The sequence below is a fragment of the Bacillus sp. FJAT-52991 genome (genome assembly GCF_037201805.1).
GTDB classification, from domain to species: domain Bacteria; phylum Bacillota; class Bacilli; order Bacillales; family Domibacillaceae; genus Bacillus_CE; species Bacillus_CE kandeliae.
The window spans coordinates 1,695,992-1,721,740 of sequence record NZ_CP147404.1 but is presented as its reverse complement, the minus strand read 5'-3'; the positions used below and the strand labels follow the sequence as shown (position 1 = coordinate 1,721,740).

At 36.4% G+C, this 25,749-nt stretch carries 27 protein-coding genes and 1 pseudogene; 12 read left to right on the top strand and 16 right to left on the bottom strand.

The window, feature by feature from the left end; all coding sequences use genetic code 11:
• The first annotated feature begins 1 nt into the window (after position 1).
• From cysC to WDJ61_RS08700, 6 genes are all read left to right on the top strand, one after another.
• Positions 2-598, top strand: a complete 597-nt coding sequence (cysC, locus tag WDJ61_RS08725) for an adenylyl-sulfate kinase (protein WP_338754501.1) — start codon at positions 2-4, stop codon at positions 596-598.
• Positions 599-611: 13 nt separating this feature from the next.
• Positions 612-2,234, top strand: a complete 1,623-nt coding sequence (locus tag WDJ61_RS08720; protein ID WP_338754499.1) for a nitrite/sulfite reductase — start codon at positions 612-614, stop codon at positions 2,232-2,234.
• A gap of 15 nt (positions 2,235-2,249) precedes the next feature.
• Complete coding sequence (locus tag WDJ61_RS08715) at positions 2,250-2,459, top strand: DUF3906 family protein (protein WP_338754498.1); 210 nt, start codon at positions 2,250-2,252, stop codon at positions 2,457-2,459.
• Positions 2,460-2,475: 16 nt separating this feature from the next.
• Positions 2,476-3,255 (top strand): uroporphyrinogen-III C-methyltransferase, encoded by a 780-nt coding sequence (gene cobA, locus WDJ61_RS08710; RefSeq protein ID WP_338754497.1) that lies wholly within the window; start codon positions 2,476-2,478, stop codon positions 3,253-3,255.
• On the top strand, positions 3,252-4,013 hold the full coding sequence (locus WDJ61_RS08705) for a sirohydrochlorin chelatase (RefSeq protein WP_338754495.1): 762 nt from the start codon (positions 3,252-3,254) through the stop codon (positions 4,011-4,013). The genes cobA and WDJ61_RS08705 overlap by 4 nt, the downstream gene beginning before the upstream one ends.
• Before the next feature lie 70 nt (positions 4,014-4,083).
• Positions 4,084-4,980: a sulfite exporter TauE/SafE family protein gene (locus tag WDJ61_RS08700; protein ID WP_338754494.1), complete on the top strand. Its 897-nt coding sequence runs from the start codon at positions 4,084-4,086 to the stop codon at positions 4,978-4,980.
• A gap of 23 nt (positions 4,981-5,003) precedes the next feature.
• Here the strand turns inward: WDJ61_RS08700 and WDJ61_RS08695 are convergent, their stop codons facing one another.
• From WDJ61_RS08695 to WDJ61_RS08660, 8 genes are all read right to left on the bottom strand, one after another.
• A complete protein-coding gene (locus WDJ61_RS08695; RefSeq protein ID WP_338754492.1) occupies positions 5,004-6,671 on the bottom strand; it encodes a DUF2339 domain-containing protein in 1,668 nt (555 codons plus the stop codon).
• Positions 6,672-7,560: 889 nt separating this feature from the next.
• Entirely contained in the window at positions 7,561-8,628 is a 1,068-nt protein-coding gene (locus WDJ61_RS08690; protein WP_338754490.1) for a DUF4145 domain-containing protein, read from the bottom strand.
• Positions 8,628-9,035, bottom strand: coding sequence for a hypothetical protein (locus tag WDJ61_RS08685; RefSeq protein ID WP_338754489.1), 408 nt, complete (start codon positions 9,033-9,035; stop codon positions 8,628-8,630). Before WDJ61_RS08685 ends, WDJ61_RS08690 begins: the two co-directional genes overlap by 1 nt.
• Positions 9,036-9,057: 22 nt before the next feature.
• Entirely contained in the window at positions 9,058-9,492 is a 435-nt protein-coding gene (locus WDJ61_RS08680; protein ID WP_338754488.1) for a PglZ domain-containing protein, read from the bottom strand.
• Between the two features lie 236 nt (positions 9,493-9,728).
• Complete coding sequence (locus WDJ61_RS08675) at positions 9,729-10,550, bottom strand: hypothetical protein (RefSeq protein WP_338754487.1); 822 nt, start codon at positions 10,548-10,550, stop codon at positions 9,729-9,731.
• Positions 10,547-11,092: a hypothetical protein gene (locus WDJ61_RS08670; protein WP_338754485.1), complete on the bottom strand. Its 546-nt coding sequence runs from the start codon at positions 11,090-11,092 to the stop codon at positions 10,547-10,549. Before WDJ61_RS08670 ends, WDJ61_RS08675 begins: the two co-directional genes overlap by 4 nt.
• 178 nt (positions 11,093-11,270) lie before the next feature.
• Positions 11,271-11,597, bottom strand: coding sequence for a hypothetical protein (locus WDJ61_RS08665; protein ID WP_338754484.1), 327 nt, complete (start codon positions 11,595-11,597; stop codon positions 11,271-11,273).
• Positions 11,594-13,606 (bottom strand): class I SAM-dependent DNA methyltransferase, encoded by a 2,013-nt coding sequence (locus tag WDJ61_RS08660; RefSeq protein WP_338754483.1) that lies wholly within the window; start codon positions 13,604-13,606, stop codon positions 11,594-11,596. The genes WDJ61_RS08665 and WDJ61_RS08660 overlap by 4 nt, the downstream gene beginning before the upstream one ends.
• A 536-nt stretch (positions 13,607-14,142) precedes the next feature.
• Between WDJ61_RS08660 and WDJ61_RS08655 the strand changes: the two are divergent.
• Positions 14,143-14,361, top strand: a pseudogene (locus WDJ61_RS08655) (tyrosine-type recombinase/integrase); the annotation flags it as partial.
• Between the two features lie 171 nt (positions 14,362-14,532).
• Here the strand turns inward: WDJ61_RS08655 and WDJ61_RS08650 are convergent.
• The 3 genes from WDJ61_RS08650 to WDJ61_RS08640 form a co-directional block, all read right to left on the bottom strand.
• Positions 14,533-14,997, bottom strand: a complete 465-nt coding sequence (locus WDJ61_RS08650) for a GNAT family N-acetyltransferase (RefSeq protein ID WP_338754481.1) — start codon at positions 14,995-14,997, stop codon at positions 14,533-14,535.
• 333 nt (positions 14,998-15,330) lie between these two features.
• Complete coding sequence (locus WDJ61_RS08645) at positions 15,331-16,173, bottom strand: LAGLIDADG family homing endonuclease (RefSeq protein ID WP_338754479.1); 843 nt, start codon at positions 16,171-16,173, stop codon at positions 15,331-15,333.
• A 376-nt stretch (positions 16,174-16,549) separates the two neighbouring features.
• Positions 16,550-16,999 (bottom strand): VOC family protein, encoded by a 450-nt coding sequence (locus WDJ61_RS08640; RefSeq protein ID WP_338754478.1) that lies wholly within the window; start codon positions 16,997-16,999, stop codon positions 16,550-16,552.
• A 118-nt stretch (positions 17,000-17,117) separates the two neighbouring features.
• Between WDJ61_RS08640 and WDJ61_RS08635 the strand changes: the two genes are divergently transcribed.
• The gene (locus WDJ61_RS08635) at positions 17,118-18,056 is read left to right on the top strand and encodes a YafY family protein (RefSeq protein ID WP_338754477.1); all 939 of its coding nucleotides are present in this window, start codon (positions 17,118-17,120) and stop codon (positions 18,054-18,056) included.
• 105 nt (positions 18,057-18,161) lie between these two features.
• Here the strand turns inward: WDJ61_RS08635 and WDJ61_RS08630 are convergent, their stop codons facing one another.
• Positions 18,162-18,290: a YuzL family protein gene (locus tag WDJ61_RS08630; protein ID WP_338754476.1), complete on the bottom strand. Its 129-nt coding sequence runs from the start codon at positions 18,288-18,290 to the stop codon at positions 18,162-18,164.
• A 166-nt stretch (positions 18,291-18,456) separates the two neighbouring features.
• Here WDJ61_RS08630 and WDJ61_RS08625 point away from each other — a divergent pair, with 166 nt between their 5' ends.
• On the top strand, positions 18,457-18,810 hold the full coding sequence (locus WDJ61_RS08625) for a YxeA family protein (RefSeq protein ID WP_338754475.1): 354 nt from the start codon (positions 18,457-18,459) through the stop codon (positions 18,808-18,810).
• A 77-nt stretch (positions 18,811-18,887) separates the two neighbouring features.
• Here WDJ61_RS08625 and WDJ61_RS08620 read toward each other — a convergent pair whose 3' ends face one another.
• A complete protein-coding gene (locus WDJ61_RS08620) occupies positions 18,888-19,673 on the bottom strand; it encodes a DUF3959 family protein (RefSeq protein WP_338754473.1) in 786 nt (261 codons plus the stop codon).
• A gap of 345 nt (positions 19,674-20,018) precedes the next feature.
• Here WDJ61_RS08620 and WDJ61_RS08615 point away from each other — a divergent pair, with 345 nt between their 5' ends.
• Entirely contained in the window at positions 20,019-21,137 is a 1,119-nt protein-coding gene (locus WDJ61_RS08615; RefSeq protein WP_338754472.1) for a tyrosine-type recombinase/integrase, read from the top strand.
• Between the two features lie 82 nt (positions 21,138-21,219).
• Here the strand turns inward: WDJ61_RS08615 and WDJ61_RS08610 are convergent, their stop codons facing one another.
• The 3 genes from WDJ61_RS08610 to WDJ61_RS08600 are packed head-to-tail and all read right to left on the bottom strand — an operon-like array spanning position 21,220 to position 23,484.
• Positions 21,220-21,984, bottom strand: coding sequence for an ABC transporter permease (locus tag WDJ61_RS08610; protein ID WP_338754471.1), 765 nt, complete (start codon positions 21,982-21,984; stop codon positions 21,220-21,222).
• Positions 21,985-21,997: 13 nt separating this feature from the next.
• The gene (locus WDJ61_RS08605) at positions 21,998-22,723 is read right to left on the bottom strand and encodes an ABC transporter permease (RefSeq protein WP_338754470.1); all 726 of its coding nucleotides are present in this window, start codon (positions 22,721-22,723) and stop codon (positions 21,998-22,000) included.
• Positions 22,720-23,484 carry an ABC transporter ATP-binding protein gene (locus tag WDJ61_RS08600; RefSeq protein WP_338754469.1) on the bottom strand — a complete coding sequence of 255 codons (765 nt, stop codon included), beginning with the start codon at positions 23,482-23,484 and terminating at the stop codon, positions 22,720-22,722. The genes WDJ61_RS08605 and WDJ61_RS08600 overlap by 4 nt, the downstream gene beginning before the upstream one ends.
• Positions 23,485-23,643: 159 nt before the next feature.
• Here WDJ61_RS08600 and WDJ61_RS08595 point away from each other — a divergent pair, with 159 nt between their 5' ends.
• Complete coding sequence (locus tag WDJ61_RS08595) at positions 23,644-24,372, top strand: response regulator transcription factor (protein WP_413789089.1); 729 nt, start codon at positions 23,644-23,646, stop codon at positions 24,370-24,372.
• Positions 24,351-25,748, top strand: a complete 1,398-nt coding sequence (locus WDJ61_RS08590) for a HAMP domain-containing sensor histidine kinase (protein WP_338754466.1) — start codon at positions 24,351-24,353, stop codon at positions 25,746-25,748. The genes WDJ61_RS08595 and WDJ61_RS08590 overlap by 22 nt, the downstream gene beginning before the upstream one ends.
• Position 25,749 lies beyond the last annotated feature (1 nt).

The window sequence follows — 25,749 nt, the reverse complement described above, 5'->3', positions numbered from 1 at the left end:
AATGGTAGTGGAAAATATCGTCTGGCATCATCAATCATTAACAAAAGAGCAACGCCGCCAAAAAAATAATCATCATAGTGCCGTGTTTTGGTTTACCGGTCTTTCCGGTTCCGGAAAATCGACCATTGCGAATGCAGTAGCTCAAAAACTATATGAGCTAGGAGCTCAAACATATGTATTAGACGGAGATAATATTCGCCATGGCTTAAATCAAGATCTTGGCTTTTCAGATCAAGATCGCAAAGAAAATATTCGTCGGATTGGAGAGGTAGCCAAATTGTTTGTTGATAGCGGTCAGCTTGTCTTTACGGCTTTTATTTCGCCTTTTCAAGAGGATCGAGACACCGTTCGTACTCTTTTAAATACAGATGAATTTGTAGAAGTCTTCGTTAACTGTCCGATCGATGAGTGTGAAGCACGTGATCCAAAGGGACTGTATAAAAAAGCTCGGAACGGTGATATCCCACAATTTACTGGCATATCTTCCCCTTATGAGGCACCGAAAACACCTGAACTCATATTGGAAACGGACCAATACACCATCGATGAATGTGTGGCACAGCTAGTAGCATTTATTAAAAAGAAGAACTGGCTTTAGGAGGGGAACAAGGATGGCATATGAAAAAAACTGGGCCGAAAACCCAAAGTTAAGTAAACAAGAGCAAAAGAAATTGGTGAAGGATGGTCTCGATATTTTTAAAGATATTCCTTACTATGCAGCCAATGGCTTTGACTCAATCCCAAAAGAAGAATGGGACGGATTTAAATGGGCGGGACTCTACTTACAGCGACCGAAAGAAGCCGGCTATTTTATGATGCGGGTAAAAGTTCCTACAGGCATTTTAACAAATGAGCAATTGATTACATTAGCGGAAATATCAAGAGACTACGGCCGAAATGTATTTGATATTACGACACGGCAAGCCATTCAGTTTCATTGGTTAACGATTGAACAAATCCCTGACATTTTCGAACGATTAGAGCGCGTCGGATTATCCTCAACGAATGCTTGCGGCGATGTTCCGCGAAACGTCATCGGAAATGCTCTCGCTGGAATTGATCTTGATGAAGTGTATGATACACGGCCGCTCGTTAAGGAAATAGACGACTTTTTCACGAATAACCGCGACTTTTCCAATTTACCTCGTAAGTTTAAAATGTCGGTAAATGCGAATGTTTACAACGCTGGAAATGCTGAAATTAATGATGTCGCCTTCCTGCCGGCAGAAAAAGAAATCAATGGCGAGAAGAAAATCGGTTTTCATTTAAAAGTAGGCGGGGGGCTATCGTCTGCTCCCAAGCTTGCTCAAAAATTAGATCTCTTCATTTTGCCTGAAGAAGTGTTAAAAGTAACCATCGCTGTTGCAACCATTTTTCGTGATTACGGTTACCGGGAAAAACGACATCGCGCTCGCTTGAAATTCTTAGTAGAAGACTGGGGCGTAGAGAAGTTCAAAGAAAAGGTACTCGAATACACCGGACCATTGCTCGAAGCAGGAACAGATTTAACGAAGGGATGGAATGCGGGCTACTTTTATGGAGTGAAGCCACAAAAGCAAGCAGGCCTGCATTATATCGGAGTGAATGTTCCTGTTGGACGTCTCCATGCAGACGAAGTATTAGATATTGCTCGTATCGCGAAAACATATGGCAATGGAGAGATTCGAACGTGCGGCTCTCAAAACTTACTGATTCCCAATGTGAAAACAGAGTTTGTGGAGGCGGTTTTAAACGAACCTATTCTAGAGCGGCTTCGTGTCGATGCACCAAAGTTCACCGCTTATTCTGTGTCCTGCACAGGCATTGAATATTGTAATCTTGCCTTGACAGAAACAAAAGAGAGAATGAAGCGAATTGCGGCTTTCCTTGATGAAGAGGTGGAGATCGATGTCCCTATTCGAATCCATATGGTGGGCTGTCCGAACTCATGTGGACAAAGGCAAATTGCGGATATCGGTTTACAAGGAGTTATGGTGCGCAACAAAGACAAACAAATGGTTCAGGCATTTGAGATCAATATAGGTGGAACGTTACTCCATGATGGGGTGTTTAATCAAAAATTAAAAGGAAAAGTAACGGGAGATGATCTTCCGATAGTATTAAAGCAATTTCTCGAGTATTTTAAAGAAACGAAATTACCAGCGGAAACATTTTATGACTACATCAACCGGACAGGAACCGAGCATCTACAAGAGCAACTAGATCAATGGATTGCTGCTCAATCCTCCGTATAGAAAGGTGGGACTCTTTTGTATTTATATCGATTTGAAGTTATCGGCGAAAGCAAAACGATGCCTGTTATCGTGGTGGCAAAAGATGACCATCAAGCTTTTGAACAAGTGGATGTCGAGCTAGAGAAATATTTTTTATCGTTGCCCGATTATGAAGAAATCGTGTTATTTGAGAAAAAACGAATTGGAAATAGCAGCGGGTATGTTCTTCCCGCTTTTTCTAAATAAATAGGAGGGGGCAAACATGGGGAAAGTTTGGCTAGTAGGAGCGGGTCCTGGAGATCCCGATTTGATTACGGTGAAAGGTTTGCGAGCCCTTCAAGAAGCGGATGTCATTTTATACGATCGCTTAATCAACGAAGAACTGTTGCAGTATGCCAAAGAGGGAGCGGAACTGATTTTTTGCGGGAAATTACCGAATCATCACCATTTGCAGCAAGAAACCATCAATCACTTACTAGTCCTGCATGCGAAAAAAGGGAAAAAAGTGACACGGTTAAAAGGGGGAGATCCTTTTGTTTTTGGAAGAGGTGGGGAAGAGGCTGAGTTTTTAGCGAAACACCATATCACTTTTGAAGTTGTTCCCGGTATTACATCAGGTATTGCTGCTTCCGCTTATGCAGGAATCCCTGTCACTCACCGCCATCATAGTGCCTCTTTTGCGATTGTGACTGGCCACCGCCAAGAAGGCAAACAAGACGAACTAAAATGGGCCGCGTTAGCTAAAGGTATTGATACGCTTGCGATTTATATGGGGGTCAAAAACTTACCGTACATTCAAGAAAAACTACTGACGAATGGCAAATCAGCTGACACACCTGCTGCATTGATTCATTGGGGAACGACCGCGATGCAACGAACAGTCACGGGTACACTTGGTACGATCCATGATGTCGCAAAAAAAGCGGCAATGACGAATCCAAGCATGATTATTATTGGTGATGTTGTCAAGTTAAGAGAGCAAATTCAATGGTTTCAAGAATTCGAACCAAACACCACTCTCTCTTCAGGCGCAGTTCAATGAAAGCCGTTCTCTATGTTTGTCATGGAAGCCGAGTAAAGAAGGGAAGAGAAGAGGCACTTGCCTTCATTGAGCAATCGAAGCCCTTCATGGATGTACCGATACAAGAAGCTTGCTTTTTAGAATTAGCTGAACCGACGATTGAACAAGGGTTTGCTCGTTGTGTCGAACAAGGAGCGACGGAGATCATTGTTTTCCCCTTTTTATTATTAGCAGCAGGGCATGCGAAAAAGGATATTCCATTGGAGCTAACGAGAGTCCACTCTCGGTTTCCACACATCCATGTACATTATGCAGAGCCACTAGGTGTCCATGAAGCGATTGTTGATATTTTAATCGAACGCATGAAAGAACAACAGATTCCAATTCAATCAGACGCGACGATACTTATTGTTGGTCGTGGGAGTAGTGATCCACAAACAAAAGCTGATTTCACACGGATTGTGCAATTATTTCGCCATAAAACCAAGTTAAACGATGTGAATATATGTTTTTTAGCGGCCGCCACGCCTAAATTTCCAAAGGAGTTAAAACGGCTAGCTCACAAAAGAAGATCACAATTATGGGTGCTTCCTTATTTACTTTTCACCGGCATCTTAATGAAATCAATGGAAAAAGAAATTCAGTCATTACCAACTGCAGAGCACATTTATTTATGTAAGTATCTCGGCTATCATCCGTTGTTACGAGATATTATGGCGGTTCGTATTCAAGAAGCAGATTCAAAAGAAAGATTAAATCGAAAACAATGGTTGTCGTAGTAGAGGAGAAAGTTCTCTCTTTTCATCATTCGAGAGATTCGTCAACTACTGAAAATGGAGGGAAGCAGCAATGGAACGCTTTATTACTTTAATGCTCGTTGGGTTAGTGGCACAGCTTGTCGATGGGGCACTTGGCATGGGATATGGTTTAACTTCCACCACATTATTACTTACCGCAGGAATCGCCCCAGCCATTGCGTCTGCTTCTGTTCATATGGCGGAAGTGGTGACGACAGCGGCATCTGGGGCATCCCATATCAAATTCGGCAATGTCGATAAACATCTGCTTAAACGACTGATTATCCCTGGTTCAATCGGTGCTTTCTCCGGGGCAACCTTTTTGAGTCATTTAACAGGAGAATATGTACGATTGTATGTATCGATTTTTTTAGTCTTTTTAGGCCTTTATATTTTAGGACGATTTCTCTGGCTGAAAGATGCTCGCAAACAAGAGCATGCTGCGCTTTCCAATCGATTTTATGTTCCCCTTGGTTTTGTTGCTGGGTTCTTTGATGCAAGTGGAGGGGGAGGATGGGGACCGATTGCTACTCCTGCTTTACTTTCACAAAAGGGAATGGTTCCCCGCAAGGTGATTGGAACAGTTAATACGAGTGAATTTGCCATCGCTTTATCCGCTACCATCGGGTTTATGATTTCTTTAGGACCGTCCAATATTAATTGGTTATGGGCCGGAGCTATTATGGCTGGTGGAGTAATTGCTGCTCCAATCGCCGCTTGGGTTGTCAAAAGTTTGCCAACCAAGGTGTTAGCTGTCATCGTTAGCGGCATGCTTATTTTTACAAATGTTAGAACGATATTCAGTTATACCGCACTCTCCAGTCGCACAACGACCATTATCTATATCATGATCGCGGTCATTTGGGGCTATATTGCACTTTATATGATTCAAAAGGAGAAACAATCCAAATCGTCTATTCAACGTCTAAAGTCAAGAAAAACATCCTGACAGAGATATCAGGATGTTTTCGTTTATTTCTTCTTATAAAAGGTTCTTGAAACGACTAAACCGACAAAGCCTAATGCAATAAATAGACCCGCTCGAATCGCTAGTGGAATATATGGCATATCGTAGAAGATCATTTTTAACAATGTCAAGATCAATAGAGAAACACCTATATATTTTGCATAATTGAATGTATTCTTGAGACCAATGACTATTGCTACGATGGCTAAGCCAATCCAAACAACATTCACCGCTAGTCGTTGCTTGTTATCCGCCCAGCCTTCCACTACAGCCATCGTTAATTCGGTAGAGAAAGTAAGCACCAAGATGGTCAAAATGACACTGCCATATTTCAAGATTTGCTCTTTAGATGCTGAATGGAACGAATACGTCATATTCATTCCTAAAACAAAGGTAGTTAAGAAAATGAGCCAATTGATCGTTTCATTGGAAAAAGGAGTAGTGATTACTTCACCTGCGACCAACATTAAGCCCGTAAAGACATAAATAAAGATCGCAATTCCTTTACTGATAGAATTTCTATACCTCAAAGAAACATAATATGCCGCAAGACCTTCAATCAGCAGTACACTCATCTGTAGCTCCTCATTTACCGCATGCAAAATCAAGAAAGTAATCGCTATGATAACATTCGTTAGAAAAATAGAGCGCTTCTTTACATCTTGCTGCCACTTGATAAATAAGAAAACATACATGACAACTAACAATGCAAAAAATAACGAAACCCCATGTTCAGAAAAAGTGGAGTAGACCCAAGCGGATGTTACAAGCAAGCTAGCAAACAACATACCCGCGTGCTGATCGATCTGCTTTTTTTCCTTGATATAAAAATAAAGTAAAAATCCATGTTGAATCAAAATAGGGCATGCTACATAATACTCTATAGCAAACTTGTCTTCTGTAAATACATAACTAGAAATATAGAACACAAATAAAGCGATATTTAATAAGATGGTTGAACCATAATAAATGACTTTAAACTGAAGTTTAACAGCTAGAAATAAAAACAATAAATATAAAAGCGTTTCATATCCTAAAAAGACATAAATATTTGGCGTTTCACTTTCAATTAAGAAAGGTACGAGAACACCACCGACCATACTAATAAAGCCCAACACTTCTGAACGGTGTTTTTTAGTTAACATTAAACCGATCACAATCCATGCCACATTCAAAACAAACGCAAGCGAAGGACCTACCATATTATATAGCACATGCATGGCAAATGTGGTCAGCATCAATAAAGGCACTGCACCGCCCAGCAATACATATCCTAGCTTTTCACGGCTATTCTTCATTTGGTTTTGACCAATCAGCAACAGAAGGGAAGAGATGATAAAGCCTAACGTTACCTTGACTGTTTCATTCATTAATCCGTATTCAGAAGCGGCTTTAAATCCCCAAAGAACACCGATAATAAACACAAAAATAAATACTCGGGGCAGCCATATTTGAAATAGTACTTTTTCCCAATCGATAGGAGCTACTTCTTTATGATGATGGGTAGCTTGCGTTGGGGAAGTAGTGCTCACTTTTTCCTCTTTTGTTTCGATCGGGAGCGGCTGAATCACAGGATCGCTGTTCTCCAATACCTCAACACGAGCTTGCAACTCTTTAATCTGAGATTCTAACTGAAGAACCTTTTCCTCTAAAAGATGCTTAGATGACTCCAAATGGAACACCTCCTAAATACTAACTAAAATTTCCACTGATACTCATTATAAGGGAATAGAGCTAATAAAATATAGTTTTTTTCCAGAAAACGTGGTAGTTGATCAGTAGACATAAGATAGCGAAAAGAGTTTTTATTCAAGATGACTAATATTGTTACAAATAAAGCGAGGTTAATAGAATTATTTTTGAATAAATATACACAAATGATTTAGAAACTTATCATACATATTTCCAGCATAAGCATCGATCAAAATATATTCATCTACACTAAACGATATGATGACATTCCATCTAGCATGCTATGGATTATGTAACCGAACTCATGATGCAGGAATTGATTGAATCGAAATGATGACAAAGAATATAAGACTTAAAATTTTTGTTTCGTCTCATTATTAGTAGTATTCTTCTAAAATGAGACAGAAAAGCGATATTTAAGTTAGCTTCCTATAATATATATTATGTAAACTAGAAAAATGAAAATCGATTGACCAGCTCTTTCCTTTTGTACAACGACAAGAAAATAAGGCACTTGCTTATCTATGTGAGCTTGGTTATATCTATTTAACTTCGGGTGGTGTATCTGGACGAATGCAATTAATTCTCTTAAATCCAAAGGCACTTTCATTTTAGATTCTAACTTTTTATAAATTACTTTGTGTTTAACATATTTTTTAAAATAACAAAGGATAATTTGTAAAACAAAAGCAGCAATACTGTCATCTTGATGCATCAAGATGACAGTATTGCCGCTCCAGTAAAAATATTAAACTATCATTTTTCTATTCTTCAAAATTAAGTACCCAAATTTGCTTTAACAGGATTTCAGATCGAATCTCTAATGACAGTTGCTCATAATGATTTAAGATTTCTCATCCTTCACTAACGTTAAATTTCAACCTTTGTAAACTCCAATCCCTTCACCTTCAGCTGATTAAATAAATTCGCTAATGCCGTCTCGCCGACATTGCGGTACTTGCCTAATAGCACTAGCTCTTTCGGGAAATCCTTAACATGTAAGAAACCTTGCTCTTGTAACGAGTTTAGCAAGCTTGTTTGGCCAGGAAAGTTGTCCTTCATTAACGCAACATTTCCTAATGCTTCTGTTAAAATAACAAAATCTGATTTGTAAAATAACAAGACTTCCCCGCGATATTGCTCCATCAATATTTTACGTTTTTGTTCTTCTTCAACGAATAATCGTAATTCTTCAAAAAAGCACTCATCATTAGCTTCTTTAAAGCGCTTTACATGCTGGTGCATACCGTCTAATTGATATGGCAGTTCACTCATAATACGTGCTTGCTGTTCGCCATTCAAACGAATTAGAAATGTTGTGGATTTTGGGAAACGCTGTGGCAATAAAAATGCATCACGTAAAAAATCCGGTATCTCAACAAATTGATCTTTATAGTAAATTCTGCGACTAACCTTTTGTTCGGTTACAACATTTTCTGGCATCGGCTGTTTTTGCACAAACGTCTGCATTAATGCTTCAATATGTTCGATTAAATATTCACTATCAGCCGCGCTTTTCTCAGGAACCGGCTCAATATACTCTGGCACCTCAATATCTGGTGATGCATATGTTTCGATAAACCATGTCAAAATCAAATGCTGATACTCCCAACAAATTAATGCTTCTCGAATTAACATTTTGCGCGTGCCATCATGACTTGCTGTGTTTCCTTGGCGACGAACAAAGTGAATCGCATTATCCGTTGTTGGCGTAATGATGCCTTCATTTTTTAACTTCATTTGTAATTCACCGAAAGTTAACTCGCTATGCTCAAGCCCTTCCAATTGCGCAACTTGACGAACTAATGTTTCCGCCATCGTTCGCGTTGTTTGCATCGCTGCACGTGGTGAAATAAAAAGAAGCTTTTCTATTTCTTGCGTTAACTCAGCTAAATTTGGATTAATTCCGAATAAAATTTCTTTTAACTTTTTCGACACTATTTCACACCTACCCGCTTAATTTTTTCAATCAAATATGGGATTTTTTCTTTGTACTTATCTTTGTTTGCTAAGCGTAAAGAGTACTCTAGCTTTTTTAAATGATACATTGCTTCTTTTGGAAGTTCTTCTATAATGAGGCCATGTTCATATAGTAGTACACTCATTTCCACTTCAGACGAATATAATTTGATTTCTTCAAAAACACTTCCTGTCCATTTGTAGGCACGTACTATAAAATCATAGTCTTTGTAGTGACCATGAATAACGTGACCGTCTTTTCCAATTAATTCTGACTGAGGTGGTTCATTGTTTTTTGCACTTTTTTCTTCAAAAAAACGATACTGCATATCTGTTAAATATTCATACTTTAACGTTGCATCTTTATCCACATCTTTACTTTTCACAATTGCAAATATTACTTCTATATTAGAATTTATATCCTTGGCTACTCCTTGAAAGTAAGTCTACAAGCTTCACTAAATCATCCATCGCGCGTTTAACAGCCACATACGTTCCTCGCTCTGATTTTACAGAATCACCAGCTGCGTCAATCACGTCATGATACACATAAACTAAACGTTTTCCTTTTAACTGCTCATCAGCTGTAGCACGTGACCCAGACGCAATATCATCAAATCGGAAGGCAATTGCTTCTGGCTCAGCCTTTTGTAAAATTTTAATACGGTTCATTAAACCATTTGTTGGCTCATCATCTGCTAATACTGTTCCGTTTTGTGCAATCGTCAACACCTTATAGCGAGGCCATACCAAGCTGTGTATAGGTTGGCATATTCGCAACAAGTGGACTAATCGTAACGCATCTGAAATAATAACAAATACGCGAGTTGATTCCTTTTGCATAATCGGCTCAATATTTTCTTTATAGAAAGCAGTCTGTTTTGGAAGTTTGCCTAAATCCGCTTGCTCTAAAGTATAGACACTCAGTAAAATTCAGTACATTTCACAGTATGGAGACGACGGGGCTTCTAGAAGCATGGCCATCATTTGTTGTAATACCAATGTTTATACGGGTTTTTAGCTTCTCATTAAAAACAATAACTACGGATTTAACTACGATTACTAATTTGCGATTAAAATTAAACTTTAGCAATCGAATTTGCTACACGCTTTTCTTGACCTACTACTGTAGTATAATATCTTTGATCGATGCCAAATAATAAATTTTTTAAATCTTGATCTGATTTAATTTTAAATTTATTTACCGTTGGATCATAAATTAAATCATTATATTCACGTATATATTCTAATATTGAGTTTAAATCTTCTTCTGATAAATCATTTAATACACTTTCTATCATAGATATTCTTTTTCTATTACTTACTTTTACAGAGTCTATTGAATACCCCTCAACTACTTCAATAAAATCTTTGCTTAAAAAAACGGCTACTTCTAAATCCGTTGCTTCTTTGTAAAGAACTTCGATTTCAGAGAATATTCCTTTAATAGCATTGAAATTTTTGAAATACAATATATCTTTCTCTTTATCATAATAAGCATCTGCTTCTTCTTTAATAACTAAAACTGGACCCTCATCAACCAGTTTTTTACTAGTTAAATTTAAAAACTTCTTATTAACTACTTGTTTAAATGTTACTCGTTGAAAATAATAATCCATATCCTTGACCCAGAAAATAAAATCAAGTTTAACATCCTTAAAGTCCTGTATTGAGTTGAAATTTGTATCACTAAAATCCTCTCTTAATATGTCTAAGCAAAACTCTTTATTTGAAAAATCTGAAATCATATAATGTTCTTCGTCCTCTAATTTATATTTTGGATCAAATTCTATTACATCATTCAAGTTATACTCTGGAAATACAGGTTCATCATTAGCCTCAAATGTCATTACTTTCAGAAATTCATCTCCAGATTTTGCTTTTACCATTAATGTACTCATTCTAAATCCCCTTTATCCATAAATGTAAAATCATTAATTTTTCTAAGATTATTAAATTTATAAACCTTATGATTTTTCATCAGTTTCTTAGATATTAAAAATAATTTAACATCACTAGAAGTTTTAACGTAATAAAATTGATATCCAAAAACAATAAATATAGGATTAAAATAACTATTTTGAGACAAATAAACAAATATAAACATAATTAAATACAAAGCAACAAATATTGACCATTCTTTATCAGGTATACTCAATGCAATGAAAAAATAACCTAAGTATGTTGGTAAAAAAGTATGATTAGCCAATTCTATTTCTTCTAAACTATTCTTTTTATTGGATAATTGAGATGCCAAACTACTGCGTTCTAAAAAATTCATACATAATAAAGCTAGATATGCTAATAAAATTACAGTAAGAAAATATACAGTATACGATAAAATGATAGAATTAAAGACATGGTACTTGGATTTTATTAAATAAATTACAGTAAATAACGAAGTAGAACTCATTGCTAATAAGATTTTAAAAATTATTAACATACAATCCCCCTTAGCTTTCAAAAAATTCTTATGTGAAGAGAGGTTATACTATCTTATGTCTCCAAATAAAAAAGTTTATTTTTCCAATTACATTGATATCAATAATATAACAACTAAACCAGAAATAACAAATGTGGGTTCTCATAGATATTTTATAAAAATCCCTTTTCTAAACCGCTCAACTGGTAAAACAGCAATCGTAATAATGAAAAATCCAAGTATGGGTAGTAGCACCCGACTTAATCATAAAAATATCATCTCGTTGTGGCTTACACTTCTTTATATATTTTCCATGGTCTTCTCGAGAAATATATCCTCGTTTTAAATTAAAATCTAACTTTCCCTTTTTTACAGACTCAGCTGATAAGAAAGGGATACCTTCATCCAGTAGTTCTGGTGTTTCATGAGGTCCATCAGTAATAGGCGTATCTAATACTCGCTTTATTTTTAACACTTTCCAATCAACATTAATTAGCGTTTTCTCTAATTCAAATAACGGTCTCATCCCATCACCTTCTTCAACTGCTCCATAATCTCCGCTTCTAACACTCGAATCTCATCCATAATTTCTGCTGAGCTACGTAATGCTTTGTATTTATAGAACTGGCGAGTGAAAGGAATTTCGTAGCCGATTTTTGTTTTTGATTCATCAATCCATGCATCTGGTACGTGTGGGTATACTTCACGTGCAAAGTAGTCATGGATGCTTTCTTTTAATGGTACGTTTTCTGTATCACGTAAATCGGTATCTGGCTCGATGTCTTTTTTATTTTTCATACATAAATCTGCTATTTCATCCTTTTCAGATAGACCAGCTAAAATTGCCTTTAATACTGGTGCGCCGATTGTAATGCCTGCTTGTTTTAACGTATCTTTTACTACTTTCGTGAACTCGTCACGATTTTTATATACTTTATCGCTTGTTAACGTGCGTAACACATATAAAATTTGCGTTTGTAACTTCTTACCTTCTTCAATTTCAAAGTGACCTGCATCACCTTTTTTCTTCGAAGTTGCTAAGTTCGCAAAGCCTTTTTCCTCTACAACACGTGTAAGACGTTCTTCATTTACTTGGAAGTTTAAACGTAATGGACGTTCAACCGTAATTTTTGCGTAACCGAAGTCTTCATTATCAAAAATTTTCACGTACTCGTTTGGCTGTGCATCACCATATAAACGTACGATTTCGTTAATTTGCTCCTCTGTAATTTCGTTACGCTTGCTGCCCATCGACTTTTTCATCTTTTTCGAGAAGTCTACGGCATTGACTAAACGCACTTTCCCTTTATGAAGTGACGCTTTATTATTCGTTAAAATCCAAATGTACGTTGCAATACCTGTGTTGTAGAATAAATCGTTTGGTAGTGCCACGATGCCTTCTACTAAGTCATTCTCTAGCACATATTTACGAATTTCACTTTCACCCGAGCCCGCATCACCTGTAAACAACGGGGAGCCGTTCATAATGATTGCTAAACGAGAGCCTTGTGGGTTTTCTGCTGTGACTGGCTTCATTTTTGACAATAAGTGCATTAAAAATAATAACTGTCCGTCACTTGTACGAGGTGTTCCCGGACCGAAACGACCATCAAAGCCTTGCTTCTCATGTTCTTCTTTAATCGGCTTCTCGTATGATTTCCAGTCCACTCCGTATGGTGGATTCGAAATTAAGTAGTCGAATTTATCACGTGAAAATTGGTCATTTGATAACGTATTCCCTAATCGAATATTACGTGCATCTTCACCTTTAATAAGTAAGTCTGCTTTACAGATAGCATACGATTCAGGGTTAATTTCTTGGCCGAAAAACTCTAAATGTGCTGTTGGATTTTGACTTAGTAAATATTCTTGTGCAACAGAACCCATACCACCCGTACCTGCTGCACAGTCATACAATGTTTGTGTTAAGCCTGGCTTCGTTAAAATGCTCGCATCGTCATGTAAGAATAATAAATGCGTCATCAAACGAATTACTTCACGTGGTGTGTAGTGATCCCCTGCTTCTGCATTTTCATTGAAACGACGGATTAATTCCTCAAATACATAGCCCATCTCAATATTTGACACTGTTTCTGGATGTAAATCGATTTCACTAAAGCGTTTAATCGTTAAGTACAACAAGTTATTTTGATCGAGCTTATCAATTTGGCGGTCAAAGTCAAAGTGATCCATAATATCACAAGCTACTTTTGAGAAACCGTTTATATAGTCACGTAAATTATCTGCGATGTTGTCAGAGTCACTTAATAACTTATGAAAATCATATTTACTTGTATTATGGAAATTTTGCTTTGATACACGATTTAAAATCGGCTCACGAGCTTCTTCAGTCATTGCAGCAAACTGCTCTGCCTTCGCTAGCACTTCTTCTTTTGTACTTTCTAATACACAGTCAAAACGGCGTAAAACCGCTAAAGGTAAAACAATTTTACCGTAATCTTCTGGCTTATATGGTCCACGCAAAATCTCTGCAATTGACCATATGAAACTTACTTTATCTTGGAAGTTAATCATATATATTCTCCTTAGTTGGTTGAAATTTTTTGAAATAATTTTTGCGAATTAAGATATTGTGAGGTAAATGAAGCAAAATGGAGGGATTCTACTATCTGCAATAGTTTTTCATAAGTCAGTCAGATTAGACTACGCTATATTAGCTCTCACACCTCAAATGGTCATTCGCTAAAATATTCATTTCTACTTACAATTATATATGTTGCAACAGTAAAAGACAGTAACCAATTTCAACAGATCACGTTAGAGAGTAAGGCCTTACTCCTACTTTATTAATAGTAATTTATTTTGGACAGTTTTATTTAGATAAAAAGATTATGAGTCCTTATATAGCAAGGGTTTCACAATTATACACATCAAGAATAACTAGACAATTAATAGCAAGGGCTTTAACAAATGACAACTTTAGAATTAACTATAACGCATACAGATTCCGTTACCACAGTAGTAGAGCGATATGTATCTCACACTGAGAATAATAAAAATGGCGGGCGTAGAAATAAAGGACAAGAATTATATGCATTAAAACAAATTGGCTTAAATCTATTATTAACAAAAACAACCTCAGCATCATTACTACGCATGGCTTTAGACACACACATTGTTCATTACTATTTGAAGCTGGTGCGAAACTTAAAGAGGTCCAAGAACGTTTAGGGCATTCTGATATAAAGACGACAATGGATATATATGCGCATGTTACTGCGAGTGCGAAAGAGGATGCTATTCAGAAGTTTGAAAGTTATTTAAAGTAGCTTAAAATACTAAAAATAGAGCTGTCCAATAAGTCCTTTTCATCGAAAAATCATTTGAAACTAAAAAGACAAAATACTGTCAATCAACGTTTCATCATTTCATTTTGAACGGACTGGACTTAAATCTCCTTTTTGGACAGCTCTCATTTTACTTAAATGGATTTAAAGATTTCACTCCAATATTTTTACTAGCTCCAAAGGGATTATCCCCTTCTTAGAAAGATTTCTAGCAAATTTTTCGCTTTTTAGACCATTAAACTCCAAATGATATCCAAGCTTGTATAACCATTCAATCATTTTTTCTATATTCGGATTTTCTGGCTGAACTATTGCTATAATTTTTTCAACACCGTGGCATTTGACACTTAGTTCTACTTCTCTCAATAAGGCTTCTCCTATCTTCTGATTACGATAAGCTGCATCAACTATAAAAGAAACTTCAAATGCTTTCCCATCTTGCTGCCCCCAGATATATCCACATATGGTTTCATTAATACTTGCAGACCACCACTCTCCAAATAATCGATTTCCTTTTACATTATCAGCAATATTAAATGTGCCTACATCCGCTTGATTAAAAATTTCTTCTTTTCTTTCATCCCAAATTGGATTTCTTTCCTTAGAAATTTTAAGCATTAATATTCCCCCTTAATTCACTTCTCTTATAACCTAATATTAGATTTTCAGCTCATTTATTGCACACGAAACGAAAAATTTAACTACGGTTTTAACTACGTCTGAATGCCATTAGATGAAATTCAATGACAAATGAAAAAGGCCAAAACCCTTTAATATCAAGGGTTTTGACCTTCATTGATTTCCTATGAAATCCTATGTATGGAGACGTCGGGAGTCGAACCAACCACTCCAAAAAGTGCTATAGCACCAGCATTTACAAATTATAGCTAATTTCAAAAATGTGAAAGAAGAATTTCTCTTCTCGCATTCCATGATTCTCTCTTTAGATAACTATAACTTATTTAGTATTTCGTATCCTTTATCGTTTAATAAATGCTCTAAAAATAACATTTGTTCCTTCGAGTGTTGAGACATGTTAAGTCTTTTATAGCTTATATACTTGCCAATTTCATATTTATAAATAATTTCAGCCAACTTTAATAAATGTTCTTTCCCTTTAACCCATGTACGATAAAAAGGATTGCCTGCTTTCGTTATTCCCTTTGTTATTTCTGAATAAAACCCCCAAGACTCAAAAACAAACAACAATCCTTCAGCAAATAATTGACTTCCAGTAGTGATATTCATAGTATACCCTTCATGATCAACCCAACCATCTCCATCAATGACTCCTCTGATAAAAGACGGCAAAAATTCATCTGGCACATCGGGAAATGGAACAACTAATGACTTATTTGGAGTAATATCCAATTTTTGAAGGTCTTGTTTTATTTCTTTGGAATTAATAATCAAAGTTGGAGTTAATCTTGTTGGAGCCGCTGGTGCTAGTACATAGTCTGCTTCCATACATGTTGCCACTAAACGGAGAATTTTTTCATCTTTTTGGGTGAATGAAATGCTATGAATCTGCTTATTAATCGTCCCGTCTGTCACAAAAAGTCCTAGTACCCATGCCATTTCCTGAGTCCATATTTTAAAGAAGTCTTCATTGACCTTATGCTTACGAGGCTGCCCAGAAGATTGTTCACGATTCATTTTGACTCCATGCTTATAAAGCACATTACGAATCGCTCGATCTGAAAGACCAACGATAGGCAGCATCTCCTTATAGGATATTCCCTCCTTATACAGTTTAATAATCATTTCATCTGTTATTCCTGGATTCCTTGGCATACCTACTCCCTCCAAATCCAAAGATTATTTATCTATCTAATTTTATTATACAACAAAAAGAACATACGTTCCTTTTGTTTATAAAATAAAGTTAAAAAAGTGATGTTTACTTGATGCTGTCAATAGACAAAAGAAAAGCTGACCCAAAGTTATATTTTAATAACCTTTTAGGTCAGCCACTTTTCACTACTCCACTCCTAAAGCCTTAAACACCGCATCCTCTGCACTCTGATAAAATCCAATTTGAAACTTAGCAAACGACTCTGGAGGAACCGTTGGGATGTCAACACATTTTTTTCATCATATAAACCTGTTGAGCTATTGTTTGAAAACCAATCTGTTTCAAAATGGTAAGGGGTAATTATTGTACCATTTGTTAATGCAATCTATCGTCAAACATTAATTGTATTTGAATACCGAACGGGTCTTCAATAATACCATATGCTTTACTAAAGACATTACTTGATAAAGGAACAATGATTCGCACTCTCTCATCTGTCGTCAAACTCTCGTAAAAATGTTCGATTTCTTGTAAGTCTGCACTTTGTATACACAATGAAGTGTTGTTCCCTACTGCATATTTTTCTGTGACGTCCATTGTATCTTCTGCCAGCATTATCTTTGTTTTTCCGATTGATAAGACGGAGTGAGAAAGATAATGTTTATTCTCTTCAGTAAGCTGCAGCGAGCTGTCACGTTTTGCCATGTCTTCATAGGTAACGAGTAGCAATTCCTCTGCGTTAAAATGCTTTTTGTAAAAATCGACCGCTTCTTTTGCTTTTCCGTTCATGGATAAGAAAATAGCTACTTCTAGTGTTGTACTCATGGCATAAATCTCCTTTTATAAAATAATTTTAGGTAGATATCTTATCAATTGATATTACCTTAACCTTATTTTAAGATATAAAGGTATCAAAACATGACACCTTTATAAGGAGATTTGTATGAAGAAATCAGAAAGATTAAATGACATGATTAGATACTTAAACAGTCGGGAGTACTTTAATTTAAATGACCTAATGGCTAAATACAATATTTCCAAAAGTACGGCTCTGCGTGATATTAGTTCATTAGAACAATTAGGTATGCCTATTTTTTCGGAACATGGCAGGCATGGACGTTATGGTATCTTAAAAAATAGATTATTATCCCCTATTATTTTTACGATTGATGAAGTGTATGCTCTGTACTTTGCAATGCTGACGCTAGAATCTTACCAATCAACACCATTCCATTTAAATGTTACTAAACTAAATGAAAAATTTGAAAACTGCCTGTCTAAAAATCAAATACAGCACATTCACAAAATGAAAAAAGTTCTCCAGTTTGAAGTAAATCAACATAATAATGTTAGTCGTTTTTTAGATAAAATTTTAAAGAGCATTCTTAATGAAAGCATCTGTAAGATTCAATATTTGAAAAATAACGAGAAAAAAAGTTACTATGTTCAATTTTTCAAAATTTCTGCTAGGTTCGGTCAATGGTATGCTACAGGAATAGAGTTCAATACGAATAAATATAGAGTTTTCAGATGTGATAAAATAACCTTTATTGAAGACCAGGATATCAACGCTTACTTTTCAATAGATGATCTTATTAGTCGTTCATTAGACATTTATCAATCTGAGAGGTGTATTGACTTTGAAGTTGAGATTTTAGCACAAGCACAGGATATTTTTTATAAAGAACATTACCCTTCTATGAAAATAGAAATTGGTCATAAAACTGTCGTTAAAGGATTTTATAATCCTAGAGAAGAGGAATTTATTGCTAACTATTTTCTAAAATACGGTCATAGCGTTATATCAGTGAAGCCTGATTCATTAAAACAGATTATCCTAGATAAAATACAAAACCTTTTCAAACACTACCAAAAATTATAAATCATAAAATCAATGTATAGATCTGACAATGATTTCATTACTGATCTTAGGAACAAAGAAATCGCCCCCGTTAAAAGGGCGACATCCGAATGAAACATGCATACTTTATTTCCGCTTCTTGTGTCGTGCAGAAGAGGCAGCTCTCTCTCCTGTTTCGATATTTGTTGTGCCCTGACCCTTTACTTCTGGTGAACCTAAACCTGTCTTCGATGGATCTTTTTTGCGTTTACTCATTCTATCACCTCGATCTTAATATGGCTCACCCCCATGTATTTATACATACAGTGAAAGTGACAATATTGTCACGTCCTTTGTCTTATTTGTCATCTGAATCGAAGGATTTTATTGGCCGCTCCTTATAGAATGAACATTAGAGAAGCAAACAAGGAGGAGCAAAATCATGAAAGCACTCAAAATAGCCATTGGAACTTTACTAGCCGTAGCCATCATTATGTGTTCGTTTACATTTCTTGTGAAAAATGAGTTAGCGGATATGTTAAACCCTTTAATTCCTAAAAAGGATGTTTTTGTTAAAATTGAGGGGTCGGGAGAAAAGGTTGATGCAAGTACATTCGAATATACATTACAAGGGATTAATGAAGACGGAAAAGAAACAACCATCACGTTTACAACAAGTAAACAGCTGCGTGAGGAAGCCTATTTAAAACTTGCCACAAAAAGAACGTACGTGAAATCATGGGAAGAAGTCCAGTTGAATGAGATGCCTGCTGTTGTCCAGGATAAGATCAACTAAAATACATAAAGAAAAAGAAAAACCAGCAAAGTCTCACCTATTAAAGGTGCTTTGCTGGTTTTTCGATCTTCTCTATTCTATGCCTTCAAACGATTTTTTCTTCGTTCCATTCTTGTTTGACCTTGTATTGGTTCTGGGGTAATATCCATTTCTTCATTATGGTGTTGTTGCTCTATATTTGGATAGAAAGTAACTGTATGTTCTTCATGAATAGGTTCATGCGTACGTATTTCTTTTGAGCGGGAAGCTCTTTTTTTACTGAACTTTAACAGCTTTACTTTCACTCTTGGCAAACTTGGAATACGAATTTTAAATGTCGGTTTGATTCGTTTCTTTTTTTGTTTGAAGAGACTTGTTTTCTCTTGGTTTTCATTCTTCTTCCCACGACGAAATGCGCTAGCAAGCCATCCCCCAAGCAAACATCCTGCTGCTAAAATGATTAAATAGAATGGTTCTGACTGGAATAGATTCATGATCCGTTGCAGAACCGCTAATGATTGCGTTTCTTTCATATCCCACAGGACAGCGCCCCATAAACCAAGCAACCCTGTCGTAATCGCATAAGTGCGGAATCGTAATATACCTGGAATCACCGCCATACAGGCCGCGATTTTTACGTTTTCTTCTAATGAGCTGATTGTGATATCTTGATCCCAAACCGCCAGCAAGAACGTAATAAATCCAGTATACGCGATCCAACTAAATATTCGTGAATGCCATCGTTTGGCATAGTAACTTCCTATACTCGTTAAAAACAACAAGCCCCCCATAAACAAGGACAGTCCTAAAGGAATTTGCTTCATCACACCGGCAACTGGGAACAGACAGCTAAGTACCATTAACAGTACATCAAGTTTTTTCACCCTTCTCCATCCCTTTCAGTCTTTTTTGTGGCTTCTATATATTAAAGCAGATTCATATAGAAAAGCAACCAAAAACAAAACAATCCGTCTCCAATTCAGCAAAAAAAGGAATTTATCTCCACTTCACATGAAGAGGCTCTGTGACAAATCGAATGACCCATAGTACGCAAAAAGAAAGTTAAATGCGCCACAGAGCCTCTCTCCAACATCCAATAACAGCCAGTTTTTTTATTATTTATCCCTATATAGAACAAATATTCTATGATAAAATAGAAGTAAAGATAATTAAGAGTTATCTTTACTATACATAATATAATTATTATAAACTAATAGAGGAGATCTACTATGAATGATTTAACCCTTTTTGATCATGTAACGAGTGATCAATACTTGTCACATCTAAAAAATAAATTAGAACATCGACAGCTTCTCGATGAACATAGAAACCTCTCTCTCACAGATAGTTCTGAACAAGATTTTCTCGAAATGTTTTTTCTTGAAAAAATCCTTTCTGCTGACCGCGAGCTTTCTCCCCATACTCTGAAAGCTTATCGTTCGGATGCCAAAACATTATTGATCTTTTTAACAGAGCATTCTCTCTCCTTTCGAGACATCGGTTTTCCTGAAGTCAAAGCCTACAATAAATATATTAAAGACAAGTACGCTGCTAAATCGGCGATACGAAAATTGGAGTTTTTTCGTAGACTATTAGACTTTGGGTATAAAACGCAATTTTACAAGGCTCACCTTTCCACTTGGATATCAAAACCCCCAGCTAAAAAAGGACACTATATAATAGAAGAAACTCGTCCAGAAGAGCGGCAAACACGTGTCCAAGTGAGAGAATTGAATCAGAGAGATGCGGAATATGTGATTTCTTTCTTCCCTGAAGTGGTAAAGGCAAAGCAAAATCGCGAACAGCTGCAAAAGCGAAATTTATTGATTGGGTATCTTCTCTATACGACTGGACTTCGCGCCAGTGAGCTATTAAGTTTGAATTGGGGAAGTTTTCGCTATAACCGGCAAGGGTTTCTATTTGCTGATGTGATTGGAAAAGGCGGAAAAGCGCGAACGCTTCCGATCAGAGAAGAGACGAGCGACTTGCTCTTTAATTACAGAAAATGTATAGGGGAGTCTGTTGAGATCGATCCATATGATACGAGCCCACTCTTCTTCGCTCTATATAATAAGAAAGAACCCTATACGGATAAAAAGAGATTAACATATCCAAGTCTTTATAAAATCGTCAAAGAAGCCGTTCATTTAGCCGGGAAAAACTCGCACGTTTCCCCGCACTGGTTCCGTCACACGTTTGTGACGATGCTGCTTGAAAATGATGTGCCGCTTGCCGTCGTCAAAGACTGGGCTGGCCATTCTGACATTTCCACGACGAATTTGTATTTAGAACGGATCAATCAAGACAACACTCATGTTCACTTACAAAAAGTGAATCTTTTTAGATGAACGTATCATCTTGTCAAAACGATTAAAGAACTTAGCAAACGAAAAAAGACGCTTTATCTAGCAAAGCGCCTTTTTTCTAGTTTTATTTCATTTCTTTTTTTCCAAATCGTTGAACAGTAATAATCAGAGCCACTAAAAAGATGGCAATGGCACAAGGAATAAACGGGAAGAACTCAAAAGTTTCTTCAGCTGCTCCCAGCGATACACGCTCTAATTCTGTCGAGATCAAGTACCCGCCATAACAATAAGGATAAATCAGCCAAGCCGATGTATTCGCTACGAGTACGCCTGGAATAATGAATAACATATTAAGACCAATAGAAAACAGTGGTTTCCTAAACAAAACTGTAATCATCCATATGACCGTCGTAAAAGGAATGGCAGTGGCAAATAAATAGACACTCCATTTTAATATGTAACCAATAGGGAATGCTTCATTGATATCTAGCATTTGAGTCGCCATTATTCCTGAGATCACAAAAATAGAAAAGAAAAGCACTACTTCTAAGGCTAAATAACATAGTACAACGACTAATTTTGACAATGCTAATTTTTTATGTTGAATAGGCAAAGCCAACATTTTCAAAATGCCGTTATTTTGTATTTCCCTTTGAGAAATCATGACACAGACTACCACCATGCTAAAAGGCAGCAAATAGTAACTAAACAGCAATCCACATTGAACAAACATGGCCGACCATACGCCTTCAGACTCATCTGAAAGGTATTGGCTTAAACTAGAAATACCAGAAATGACAACTAATAACGGTGGTATAAGTATAAGTGGCAATATTTTCGATCGCTTTACCTTTTTAAACTCGATGAAAACCATTTCTAAAAAACTCATTGTGAACACCTCTTTACTCATAGCGGACATGCTTTAAAAGCAATTGCCCGATTGTAACAAAAATAATGGTTTCGATTAGTGACATAACAATAACCGTAGGATCTAAAGCTACTGTAGCAGACATAGCCGGTTTCATGATTAATACAAAAGGATTGATTAGCAACAGTTGATGCTCTCCCATAGCCATTGTCATGCCGCTAAAAAATCCAGCTACTCCAATCCCAAGCGTCATCCACATATTTTGACAGCGAGATGAAACGCCTAACATAAAAGACAAAACCGGCATAGAAGTGATAAATGAATACATTGAAAAACGAAATAGGGTCGATAATTCAAAGGTTCCATTTGGAAGATTAGTAGCACCAATGCCCGCTAATGCTATATTTTGAAGCGCTATGCAAAATAATAATAGAACGGTAAGGATGACAAGTTTGCTAGTGTAAATATTAGAAACGTTGATCGGTAGCATATACATCTTTTTCATTGCGGCTCCGCTATGTTCGATATGGTAGATTATACAAGTAGCTACTATGATCCCAAACATATTAAGTACCATGATCATACCGTAAATCTGTGTTAATAGAATCACCGTCGGGGGCAGCGGAAGCGATAGTAAGGTTTCTTTTCGAATAACGAAGTTGACTAAAGCATACAAACCTCCAAGCACTCCAACCGCTAACATGATAGGGATAACGCCAGATCGTTTACATTTTTTAAGTTCGATTGTTAATGAACTCATATTTTTGCCCTCTTTTTCCTTGCGATGTTATCTTGTTCGATCATCGATAAAAACATATCCTCCAATTTATCTGTGGCAAAACCATGTTGAAGTGCGGTCTGTCGCAATTGTGCCATACTTCCTTCAAATAGAAGATTCCCATGATTTAAAATACCGATATCATCAGCCATTAACTCGATTTCAGACAGCATATGGGAGGAAATTAATATCGTACAATTATAAATTTTAGGTAACGACTTCACTAAATTTCTAATTTCATGAATCCCTGACGGATCTAGCCCATTGGTAGGTTCATCTAAAATCAAAATCGGCGGTTTTCCAATCAAAGCAGACGCTAAACCTAATCTTTGTTTCATACCGAGTGAATATTTTTTGGCCAGGCGATGATCAAATTCTGAAAGGCCTACTAATTCTAATGCATCATCAACCGCACTTTCAGGTAGATTTAAAATTCGTCGAATAATATCAAGATTTTCTCGACCTGATAGATTACCATAAAAAGATGGTGATTCAATAAATGAGCCTACTTCTTTTAAAATAGCCATACGATCCGCCGGAAATTGTTTTCCATCTATCGTAAACGTTCCAGATGTCGGCTCTGTTAGTCCAAGTAACATTTTCATTGCAGTAGATTTCCCAGCACCATTTGGTCCTAAAAAACCGTAAATCGTTCCTTTTCTAATATGAAGCGACATATTATTAACAGCGGTAAACCCCTTATATCGCTTTGTAAGATTTTTGGTTGAAATAATATTTTCCATTATTACTGCTCCTTTCGTGTACAAGGTCAGTATAGTGCTCTAACCTTATACCTACATTCTCTCTACCTTACATTTACTTTACTTTTGCTGCTGTTCAGCAAATAAACATATTTTTATGGTATGTTTTATATGGTTTAATTTAGAGCTAAAGATGGTGATATAGTGATTTATAATTATTTAAAATCAAAACGTATTCTCTTAGTAGATGATGAGCCTGATCTCCTTGATATGGTCGTGTCCATTCTTCAAGAAGAAGGCTATCAAAATATTGTAACAGCCACTTCAGTTGAACAGGCAGTAAAACTCTGTCATGAATTTCAACCAGAATTAGCTGTTTTAGATGTCATGCTACCAGATGGGAATGGTTTTACGTTAATGGAGCAATTACGAAATTTTTCCGATTTTCCTATTCTATTCTTAACCGCACGTGGCGAATCAGAAGATAAGTTTAAAGGACTTGGGTTAGGGGCGGATGATTATATTGTAAAGCCCTTTTTATCAAAGGAATTCACTTTACGGATTGGGGTAATCCTCAAAAGAAGCTATAAGAATGAAAATCCAGTGATGTACTTAAGTGGTTGTTATGTCGATTTTGACAAAGCAGAGGTATACAAAAATGGAGAAGTCCTTCCTTTGACAGCTAAAGAGCATGATCTACTTTCGGCCTTATATAGAAATGCAGGAAGGATCGTAACGATTGATGCTCTTTGCGAAGCGGCATGGGGAGATAATGCCTTTGGATATGAAAATTCATTAATGGCACATATTCGCCGTATTCGAGAGAAGATCGAACAACACCCTTCTAAACCCGTTTCACTCATGACGGTTAAAGGACTCGGATATAAATTAATTGTGGAGGAAAAGCCATGGAAAGCACACGAAAATTAGTTAAACGCTTTGTGGCGATTCTTCTGCTCAGTAGCATCTGTATAATTGCACTCAATATTTTTATTTTTTATCTTCTGGGCCGTAATAGTATAAATCAAATACCGAAAAATAGTCCTTGGAACATGGCGGTTGAAACGTCTAATCATTTGCAAAAAACGGAGGACGGCTACATATTAAAGGAGGCAACTGCAACAAAGCTAAAAAACAAAAACATTTGGGCTATTCTTATTGAAAATGAAACAGGTCAGGTCATTTGGAGTCAAAACCTCCCTAAAGAAATACCTACTTCTTATCATCTTAGTGAGATCGCAGAATTATCTAGAACGTATGTAAAAGATTACCCTACATACACAAGTGCACACGAGGATGGATTGATCGTTTTGGGCTACCCTAAACAAAGCTATTGGAAGCTCGTTCATAATGATTGGGAATACTCATTTATTAAGCACTTCCCCCTTTTCGCATTCATTATCATTACAAGTAATATTTTGTTAATATTGATTATTTATTTGATGGCCAATACAAAATTATTGCGTTCCGTTAACCCTATACTTGAAGGAATTGAAGCCTTACCGACCGAAAAAGATTTCTATGTGAAAGAAACGGGGACTTTATCCGAAATTGCCTCTTATATTAATCGAACTTCCGAAGTGTTAAGGTCACAAGATGATAAATTGAAAAAGAAAGAAATGGCCCGTGCAAACTGGATTGCTGGTGTTTCTCATGACATTCGCACGCCATTATCCATGGTTATGGGTTACGCTGGTCAATTAGAGAACGATACTAGTTTAAGAGAAGATACAAGAAAAAAGGCGGCTGTTATTCGTACACAAAGCATGAGGATGAAAAACCTTATCAATGACTTAAATCTCGCATCAAAACTAGAATACAATATGCAACCTATCAATTTAGCGAATATCAATGTTGTTGCATTAGTTAGACAGACGGCTGTCGATTTTATCAATTCAGCCCCCAACGGAGACTATCCAATCGAATGGAATACTTCTGATGAATTAACATCCTGCTTTATTAAAGGGGATGCCTCTTTATTGAAAAGAGCCGTTGCTAATTTAGTTCAAAATAGTCAAAGTCATAATCCTGATGGGTGTGTGATCTCTCTATCTGTTAGTGCCTCAAATGATCACTGCACCATCGTTGTTGAAGATAATGGCGTAGGAGTTAACGATGAACAACTCCAAAAACTAAGAGAGGCTCCACATTATATGGTTTGTGATAGCCATACAGATGAACAGCGGCACGGGTTAGGATTGCTAATTGTAAAACAAATTACTACTGCACATCATGGAAATATTTCAATCAATCATTGTGCGACTAATGGCTTTTCAGTTTCTATATCTTTTCCAAAGTCACCCTAAT